The 9,504-nt window shown below is 73.2% G+C and carries 5 protein-coding genes and 1 pseudogene; all 6 read right to left on the reverse strand.

Translation table 11 applies throughout. The features are described from left to right. Positions 1-96 precede the first annotated feature (96 nt). Positions 97-762: pseudogene (locus ABZ646_RS32370) on the reverse strand (RNA polymerase sigma factor); the annotation flags it as partial. Between the two features lie 448 nt (positions 763-1,210). Beyond that, on the reverse strand, positions 1,211-2,098 hold the full coding sequence (locus ABZ646_RS32375; RefSeq protein WP_360526770.1) for a FadR/GntR family transcriptional regulator: 888 nt from the start codon (positions 2,096-2,098) through the stop codon (positions 1,211-1,213). A 162-nt stretch (positions 2,099-2,260) separates the two neighbouring features. Further along, a complete protein-coding gene (locus ABZ646_RS32380) occupies positions 2,261-5,044 on the reverse strand; it encodes an ATP-binding cassette domain-containing protein (RefSeq protein WP_360526773.1) in 2,784 nt (927 codons plus the stop codon). Between the two features lie 80 nt (positions 5,045-5,124). Then, positions 5,125-5,883, reverse strand: a complete 759-nt coding sequence (locus tag ABZ646_RS32385) for an NUDIX hydrolase (RefSeq protein ID WP_360526776.1) — start codon at positions 5,881-5,883, stop codon at positions 5,125-5,127. Positions 5,884-6,061: 178 nt separating this feature from the next. After that, a complete protein-coding gene (locus ABZ646_RS32390; protein WP_360526779.1) occupies positions 6,062-8,170 on the reverse strand; it encodes a glycogen debranching N-terminal domain-containing protein in 2,109 nt (702 codons plus the stop codon). A gap of 185 nt (positions 8,171-8,355) precedes the next feature. Then, positions 8,356-9,504 (reverse strand): DUF4192 domain-containing protein (locus ABZ646_RS32395; RefSeq protein ID WP_360526782.1); only part of this gene is annotated, 1,149 nt, incomplete at its 5' end.

The raw sequence follows: 9,504 nt of genomic DNA on the forward strand, positions 1-9,504 counted from the left end.
GCCCTGGGCCTTGGCCGCCTTGACCTGTGCCTGCACGTCGGGCGTGGAGTTCTGGGAGTTGTAGACGTAGATCTTGATCTGCTTGTTCTTGATCTAGTCCTTGACCGGGTCGGCGGTGGCACCGGCGGCGGCGACCTGCTGCGCCGGGGCGTCGTCCTCGTCCTCGTCGGACAGGACGAAGCCCGCGCTCTCGGTGCCCTCGGGCTCCTCGGCGCCGGCCTTGGGCTCCTCGAGAACCTCGTCCTCGAGGATCTCGGCGTCGTCCTTCTTGGCGGCGGTCTTCTTCGCCACCGCCTTCTTCGCGGCGGTCGCGGTCTTCTTCGCGGCCACCTTCTTGGCGACGGGCGCCTTCTTGGCGACGGCCTTCCTCACGGGCGCCGCCTCCTCGTCCGGATCGTCGGCGGCAGCGGCGGGGGCCACCGCAGGAGCGGCCGTGGCAGTGGCCTTCCTGGTGGTCACCGTCTTCGCCGCGACCGTCTTGGTGGCGGTGCGCTTGGCCGGACTCTTCGCTGCGACGCTCTTTCGGGTGCGCTTGGGCTCCGCGGCACTGACCATCAGCGTCACACCCTCTTCCTCAAGGATCTGGTTGAGGCTGCGCAGTACGTTCTTCCACTGAGTGGCCGGAATCTGGTCAGCTTCGAAGGCCCGACGCACATCGTCGCCGGCGATCTGCCCCTCAGCCTTTCCCCGCTCAATGAGAGCCATGACAGAGACGGACTCGGCGATCTCCGGCGGGAGCGTACGGGATGTGCTGGCCGACACGAACAACCTCTCGGAACGTTGGAAAACGGCTTCCGGCCCCGTCCGGGACGGACTGGAGCCGACCGCCGGCTTGGGGATGGGCCGACGGCGCGGGCGGGGGCCGGGAAGATGCACAGCGCCATGAATGGCGTCCGTATTCCCTCCGCGGCTGTCACCTCTTAGGTCATCGCGCTGTTCGCAAGAGCGTTACGCCCAATCTACGTGGCCCGAGTCACACCCCGTAAGCACCCAAAACAGTCAGACATGGGCAGAGGTAGTCACCAATGATCCCTTCGGGTCGTTCGGACCTTGCGCCGCGCACCCCACTGCCCCTCACCGTACGCCCGCCCCGCCGCCGGGCCCCGCCGGAGCCCTGAAGGATCCGGCGGGGTCCGGCGGAAGCGGGTTCCCGGATTGACGGCACCCCTCGTGGGCGGCACCGGCCCGAGCGCACCGCTCTTGAAGCGGATCAGTGCTCACGCGGGGCGGGCACCACGCGCTCCACCTCGGGGTGGACGGTCAGCAGCTGGCGCATCGCCGATTCGGCGGCCGTCCCGTCGCCGGCGCCGAGGGCGTCGACGATCCGCGCATGCTGGGCCAGCGACGTCTCGTTCGGCCGGTCACAGCCGGTGACCGGGCCACCGGATACCTGGAGGGCCGACGACACGATGCCGGAGAGGTGCTCCAGCATGCGGTTGCTCGCTACCTGGATGAGCAGGGAGTGGAACTCGGCGTCGGCGCGGGAGAAGGTCAGCGCGTCACCCTGAGCCATGGCGTGACTCATGATCTCGACCATGTCGCACAGGCGCTGCTGGACGTCCTCGCGCCCGTGCCCGGCAGCGAGGCGGGCAGCGAGCGGCTCGATCGTCCAACGCAGCTCGCTGAGCTCACGACGCTGGTCGTCCCGCTGCGGCCCGAAGGCCCGCCACTCGATGATGTCCGGATCGAGGAGATTCCAGTCACTGACGGGACGCACGCGCGTGCCGACGTTCGGGCGGGCGCTGACCAGGCCCTTGGCCTCCAGGACCCGGAGGGACTCACGGACGACGGTGCGGGAGACCTCGAAACGCTGGCCGATCTCCTCGGGAACCAGCGGGCGGTCCGCGCCCAGGTCCCCGGAGACGATCATCTGACCCAGCTGCTGGACGAGTTGACCGTGCAGTCCGCGGCCACGGCTGCCCGCAGCACGTCGGCCCACACGGCCCAGCTCCGGGTCGGCGCCCTCCCAGGAGGGCGCACCGACACGGTCGGTGACGGGAGCCTCCGCATACGGGTAGCGGTCGAGTTCGCCCGGGCCGACCAGACCAGAGTCTGCGGAGCGGGCGGCGGTCATCATGGTGTGCGCAAGGGTACTCACGGATCCTTTGTCGGCGTTGCCTCCAACTCCCTTGAGGTCTTTGGTGAAAAGCACACGAAAGGGTGATCGCTCACTCCGTCGCAATTGACGCCTTATCAGAAGGAAATGGGCGTTCTGCAGGGATTTGTGTGCGGGGCGGGATCGCAAGCGTCCGATCCGTGTTCATCGAACCCTCGCCCGCAGAGTGGTGAACAGGTACGCGCCGAGCAGCGCGGACAACGACAACGCCAGTGCGCCGCCCACCGGTTGGGCGAGGGCCCGGACCACACCGACCAGATAGCGCTCTCCCCCGAAGGGCCACTGCAGCAGGAACGCTTCCCTCAATCGCGCCGGGAGACCGCCGGCCATCCGCGCTCCCGAGCCCTGCAGCGCCTGGTGTACGGCCGGCACGATGAGCACGGGTACGGCGAGCACCGCGGCAAGTCCGGCGGTGGTGGACCGGAACACGCCTGCGGCGAGTACGCCGGCCCAGGAACAGCCGACGACCAGCCCGAACCAACTCACGGTGAGCGAAAGCCAGTCCCCGGGAACCTTCGCGAGCTCCCGACCGTAGACGAGATAGAGCGCTTCGGCGTCGCAGCCCAGGGTGAGGAACGCGAGCAGCGCCGCGGTGGCCCCGGACACCAGCAGTTTCGCGGTGAGCAGCCCCAGTCGGCGCGGCACGGTGCCGCGGTCCGCCGCCAACGCGGGGTGACGGAACTCGTCCCCGAAGGCCAGCGCTCCGAGCAGGCCCGCACCGAGTGCCGCCGGGGGCAGCGGCAGTTCCTGCGGCCAGGCCGCGAACAGCCGGGCCTGCGGGGTGTGCCCGAGCCGGGCCAGCAGTACGGAAGTGAAGGCGGACAGCAGCAGTACGGCTCCGCAGGTGACGAAGCCCGCGCCGATGCCGGCGGCCCGACGCAGTTCGTAGCGCAGGGGACGGAGCGGACTGGGGGCACTGCGCACGGAGATGGCGGGCGGGAGGGGGGACAGGATGTCCCGGGCGGCGGCTTCGGCCGGGTGGGCGGGACCTGCCGTGGAGGGAACGGCGATCTCGCCTCGGCGGGCAGGGTCTGCCGGGGACGGGGCGGGGACGGCATCGGCATCGGCGGCCGTCGTGGGCTTGCCGGACTGCGGCTGCTGAAGCGGTTCGTCGGCAGGGTTGGGGGCTTTGTCGGGCACGGCGCGAGGCAGCGGGTGGGAGGAGGCGAGGGCGAAGGACTCGCCCGGTTCGGCACTGGTCGGCGACTGTGCGGATACCTCGCGGGGCTGGGATGTGGTGGCCGATACGGCGGAGGCCGACGGCTGGGCGGTTGCGGCGGGAGTCGATCGCCGGACGGATCCGGCCGAGTTGGACGGCTGGTCAACGGCAGCGGCGGCGGTCGGCTGGTGGGGGGACGGGTCGGAGGCGGTTGGCCGGTCAGCCGTGGCGGCCGGTCGGTGGGCGGACGGGGTGGCGGCTGGTTGCGCGGATGCGGGCGCGGTCGACAGCCGGACGGGGGTGGCCGCGACCGGGGGTTGGGCAGGAGGCGTAGCGGCCGGCGGTTGGGAGGGGACGCCGGCGGACGCCGGGTCCGTGGACGTGGTGCGGGCCGTCGGGGCGGGGGGCACGGCCGGGGACGGCCTGTGTGCGGATGCCGTGCCGGTCGGCGGACGGGGACCTGCGGAGGCGGCCACCTGCTGAGCCTTGAGTGCCACGGTGGAGGCCTCGGCGGGACGAGCGAGACCGGAAGTGTCCGCGTGGGGAGACCTGGTTTTCGCCACAGGGCCGCCGGAGAGCGCCTCGGCGGACGCGGGTGACCGGTGCGCGGCCATGACGGACGGTTCATCCTCGTCGGACGAGCCGCTCGGGCCCGGCTCGTTGTCGTCCACTCGTGACCGGGCTGCCGTCTTGGGGGCGGCCGAAGCCCGCGGCTGCGGGGTGACGGGGGAACCGACGGCGCGCCGGAGTTCCCCGCCGGGATCGTGCCGCGAGTCGTCGGTCATGGCTTTCCCGGCTGCCCGGGACTCCTCCGTCGCGCCCGGCTCGCTCACGTCCCGTAGTCGCCGTACCACCCCAGGCGCCGGCCCGGTCAACGGCTCCGCATCGGCGCCGGGACCCATGTCGCCGGTCTCGTCAGCGAGTTGATGGACGAGGATGCCGTGTCGGAACGCGGTCTCGCCGACCTCGGCGGTGGTACTGCCGTACACGGAGAGGCGGTTGCCGCCTTCCCGTACGATCTCCAGGGAACGGCGGGCCGTGCGGGCCTCCTTGCTGAGGAGGGCGGCGAGCCGGGCGGCGTGCGGGCTGCGGACGGCCACCCGGGGGCGCAGCCGGGTACGGGCGAACTCGGTGGCCTCCTGGTCCGCGACAAGTCTCCCGGCGTCCAGGGTGACGACCCGGTCGGCGGCGCGGGCGGCCTCCTTGGGTTCTGCGGTGGTGAACAGGACCGTGCCGCCCTGCTCCGCGTACGCCCGGAGCATGCGGTGCAGCCAGTGGGCCTCGCGGCCGGCGAGTCCCTTCGTCGGCTCGTCCAGGACGAGGGTGTGCGGGTCGGGGAGCAGGGCGCAGGCGAGGCCGAGACGGCGGTCCATGCCGCGCGACAGCGTGCCCAGGCGTTCGTCGCGCAGACTGACGATGCCGACGGCTTCGAGCACTTCGTCCGCGCGCCGGGCCGGGACGCCGGTGGCCGCGCACAGCATGCGCAGATGGCCGCGGACGGAGCGGCCGGGGTGGCCGGGGACGTCACCGAGAAGCACGCCGACCTCACGCGAGGGGTGGGCGATGCGGTGCAGGGGGCGTCCTCTGAACTGGGTGAGTCCGCGGCCATGTTGGAGTTCGAGCATCAGTCTGAGCGTCGTGGTCTTGCCCGCGCCCGCCTCTCCCAGGAGTGCGGTGACATGGCCCGCACGCGCCTCGAAGGTCACGTCGTCGACGGCGGGCGGGTGCGCCTTGCGGGGATCACTGGTCAGTCCGAAGGCCTCGATCACCCTAGGGAAGATAGCGCGAAATGACCGTTTTTCCAGGTATAGGAGCGTTTAACCCTCTGCGGGTTCGCACTGTCGGCCGGTCACACCTCGGGCCGCAGCATCGGCGGGTTGAGCAGGGTCGCCCCGCCGGCACGGAAGAGCTGTGCCGGGCGGCCGCCCTGACGAGTGGTCGTGCCGCCGGTGGGGACGAGGAAGCCGGGGGTACCGGTCACCTTGCGGTGGAAGTTGCGCGGGTCGAGCGCCACACCCCACACCGCCTCGTAGACCCGGCGCAGCTCGCCGACCGTGAACTCGGGCGGGCAGAACGCGGTGGCCAGGGACGAGTACTCGATCTTGGAGCGGGCCCGTTCCACACCGTCGGACAGAATCTGGGCATGGTCGAAGGCGAGCGGGGCGACGGGCTCGCCGTCCCGGCCGTAGCCGCCCTGCGCGAGGAGTTCCTCGACCGGGGCCCAGCGCGCGTTGCTGGCGTCGCCGCCCGCTCGGGGCGCGGGGAGGTCGGGGGCGAGGGCGAGGTGGGCGACGCTGACCACGCGCATCCGGGGGTCACGCTTGGGGTCACCGTAGGTCGCCAGCTGCTCCAGGTGAGCCCCGCCCTCCTGAGCGGGCACGTCGGGGTCGTGGGCACTCAGCCCGGTCTCCTCCGCGAGCTCCCGTGCCGCCGCCTGTGAAAGATCCTCATCGGCCCGTACGAAGCCGCCCGGCAGCGCCCAGCGCCCCTGGAACGGCGACTCGCCTCTGCGTACCGCCAGCGCGCACAGGGCATGGCGGCGCACGGTCAGCACGACCAGGTCCACGGTGACGGCGAACGGCGGAAAGGCTGACGGGTCGTAGGGCATGCGGTGATCATAGTCGTCTGCCTGACGATAAACACTCCCTTCGCCGCCCGGCCCGACGGCTGATCCACTTCGCTCCGGTATGCACCCCGCCCTCCGCTGAGACGCGCGTACGACGCCCGGTCACCCTTTCCCGCACGGCCGTGCCGTCGTACCCGCGCACCCTCCGGTACGACCGGGGTCACTTCCCCAGTTGCAGGCCGTCGGCGGCCTCCTCGACCATGGCCAGGCCGAGCCGGCTGACCCGCACCGAGAAAGGCGCTCCGGCGACCCGAAGTCCGGTCAGGCCGAGTTCGCCCAGAGGGGCGCTGTGGACCGGGCGAAGGACGACGGTGCCGGCCGGGACGTCGGGGCGGATGCCGACGAGCGTGGTCAGAAGCAGGATTCCGGAGGCGGCGGCCGTTGCAGCCGGGCGGCAGGCCGCGGGATGCGGGAGCGGGGCACTCCCGTCGGAGCGCTGTTCTCCGGCGAACATCTCCGGCAGCCGGTGGCCGAAGTGCTCGGCCGCCGCCAGCAGCCCGCGCAACAGCCCGCCTGCCTCCTTCTCGTAGCCGGCGGCGGCCAGTCCGGCGACGGCGAGTGCCGTCTCCTGGACCCGGACGGCCCCGGACCGGTGGCCGAACGGGTGGTGTCCCGCCTCCTTCGCTCCCATCCCACGCAGCCCCCACCCCGAGTCCATGGCCGGGCCACCGAGCAGCCGGGCGAGTTGCTCGGTCTGCACCTTGTCGAGCAGGCCGGCGGCCGGACGGCCCGCGCCGAGCAGGCCGGTGTCGAGCAGGTGCACGGCAGTGGCACCGAACAGGGCCAGAGGGCGGCCGTCGGGAGCCAGGGCCGCCACCGGGCGGCCGCCGCCCCGGTCCGCGGCCCAGAAGTCCGCCCGGAACGCTTTTCCCAGCTCCTGCGCCCACTGCCGCAATGCGGCGGCGCCCGGCCGCCCGTAGGCGTCGAGGAGGTCTGCGCCCAGCAGCGCGGCCCGGTGGGCGTGGGCCTGGGTCTCGCTGCGCACCGGGCCGCCGGGATCCGGGTCGCAGAGGTAGGTCCGGTCGCCCGCATTGGTGCGCAGCCAGGTCAGGCAGCGCTCGGCGGCCGGCAGCAGCTCCCGTGTCTCCTGTTCCGGCAGCCCCCAGCGGCGGGCCTCCGCGAGCAGCACGGGGAAGAGCAGGGTGGCCTCCGTGCCGGTACAAGCCGGTGGCAGGTGTGCCCCGGCGTCGCGTCGGGGGCCGGGAATCATGCCGGCGCGCGGTCCGGGACCACTGAGTTGGGTCCGGGCCAGGGTGCGCAAAGTGCCGGCGGCGAGACGGGTGCCGAGGGGCAGGACCATCCTGGCGGCGGCGAGCGCCTCGGCCGGGGCCAGGCCGCACCGCCACGGTGCCCCGGCTGCGAGACAGGTGTCGGAAGGGTGCACCGGGTCACGGAGCAGGAGTGCCTCCAGGTCGTCGATGCTGGTCCTGAGCAGCGCCGCGACCCCCGGGTCGTCGCCCGCGGCCCTGGCCGGTGCGAGTGGGCTGGTCGCTGCCCGCCCCATGGCGCGCGGCGGGCCCGCACCTTCGGGGCGCACCCGCAGCTCCACGCCGGCCGTGCCGCCCGGTGGCAGTTCGAACTCCCAGCGCAACAGTCCCGCCGAGGCCAGCGCGTCGGCGGGCGCCGGGTCCGCCGTGATCCACGAGGTGCCACTGGGGGTGGTCCAGCGCAGGCCGGAGCCGTGGACGGTGGCCGGCAGTTCGGGGCCCGGGGCGCCGGAGGCGATGGCGCTCAGTTCCGCGAGATCCGTGGCCAGGGCCACCTCCAGCGGCAGGCGCAGGGGGTGGACCGCGTAGCTGCGCAGGGTGATGCGCTCCGTGCCGTCGGCGTGCCGGGTGCGTTCCACGACGACGTCCGGGTCCGGACCCGCCGCCGGAGAGACCCGGACGGTGCCGACGAAGCGAGCGGAGTCCGCCCCCGTCATCCGGGCCTGTACGGCGAGCGGTTCCCGTCCGGCGACACGGACCTGGCAGCGCGCGAGCAGCCGTCGGCCTGCGCGGTAGAAACCCTCCAGGCCGTGACCGGTCAGCTGGCCGTGCTCTGTGGAGATGGCGAGCCCGGGGAGCGCGACGCAGATCAGCGCGGTGTGCGCGGGCGGCAGTCCGGTGGCGCGTCGGGGGCCGGGAGCCGGTCGTGCGGTCGCGGAAGCGGGCCGGGGTGCGCGGGCGGGTGGCCGGCCCGGACCGTCGTCCGTCGGCGGGAGCCAGGGCGGGAGGTCCCTCAGTCGGCGGTTGTCGTCGGCGGTGGAAGGCGGAGTCGGCTGATGCATGGGGAGGCTTCTTCTGCGCTCTGTGCGCCTGTGACGTGCTCGGCGCCGGACGGAGGGCTCCGGAGGGGCGGGGGCGGGTGGCGGCACGACCCGTCCAGCCGTTCCGCCACTCAGGTGAACGGGCGCGGGCTCTTCCTGGTCACGCCCCCGCCCGCCGAACCCGGCCGCATGGGTGTGCGGCCGGTTCATTCGTCGGACTCGCTGCGGCTGTTCGCGGATCGCGCGCCCTCCTGGCCGGCCCCGCCTGCTCGTGTGCCGCTCTCCGCCCTGTCCGTCGCTGCGGCCCGGTCCGCCACGTGCTTACGCGTGCCGCCGGGCCTTGTCGAACCGGGGCGGGCGGGATCCGTGCCCGCTCGCCGTGGCCGGGTCTCGTCCGGCCGCCGCCGTCGGTTGTCGGTGTTGTTCCCCGTACGCGGACGACGCCTCGGGGGTGCCGCGGACGCGCCGGCCGGCGGGTGGTCGGCCCCCGGGACGAGCGGGGCGGCGTCGGCGATCAGGGGGGCGTCGGCGACCGCCGCGGCGGTGTCCTCGCTGCGGCGTTCCGCCCGCCCGGCGCGCAGGCAGCGGCGGATCGACTCCGGATCCAGGCCCTCGTTGCAGGCCTGGTGCAGCAGGTGGGCGAAGAGGTAGTCGGGGTCCGCACCCAGGGCCATGGCGAGGGCCTCCCGCCCCTCCAGGTCGTCACCGCTCGACCAGGCGACCCAGCCGGCCAGCGTCAGGGGCGCGGCAGCGTGTTCGCCGTAGGGGCCGACGCAGCGGCGGGCCAGGGCTCGCCACAGACGCAAGGCCGGCCCGGCCTCGGTGCCCTCCATCCAGGCGGCCGCGCGATCCCGGGTCGTGCGGTCCTGGAGCCCGAGGATCAGCCGTGCGGCCTCGTCGTGGGCGAGCAGCCGGTCGTCGCGGAGGTCTGCCTGGTGGATGTCGGACTCCGGGGTGGCGGCGGCGTACCGTTCGATGATCCTCTCCGCGAGGGTGAGAGTGTCCTCGGCCACCTCCGCGCGGAAGGCGTCGTCGAGGATGCGGGGCACCAGGGCCCGGCCGGCGCGGTCCAGGGCGATCTCCTGTTCCAGCGCGGCGCCGCTCTCCCAGGGGAGCAGCCTGGCCCGCAACTCGCGCAGGCTGCCGCGCACCTGGATACCGGCGTAGGTGGCGGCGGCCGCGAGCACGGAAGTGCCGGGCAGCCCCATGGGGGTGCCGTCGTCGGGGCAACACCCTTGCGTCGGGCAGCAGTACGACCAGAAGCGGGTGTCCGAGATGCACAGCGCCTCGATCACAGGGACGTCGAGTCGGCCGCACTCGGTGCGCAGCAGCTGGGCGAGCGGAGCGAGCCGGCG

The sequence above is a fragment of the Streptomyces sp. NPDC007162 genome (assembly GCF_040634175.1).
Classification (GTDB): domain Bacteria; phylum Actinomycetota; class Actinomycetes; order Streptomycetales; family Streptomycetaceae; genus Streptomyces.

Coding starts and splice junctions, on each gene's coding strand:
- ABZ646_RS32385 (WP_360526776.1), bottom strand. CDS start 5,883: ATGCCCTACGACCCGTCAGCCTTTCCGCCGTTCGCCGTCACCGTGGAC.
- ABZ646_RS32390 (WP_360526779.1), bottom strand. CDS start 8,170: ATGCATCAGCCGACTCCGCCTTCCACCGCCGACGACAACCGCCGACTG.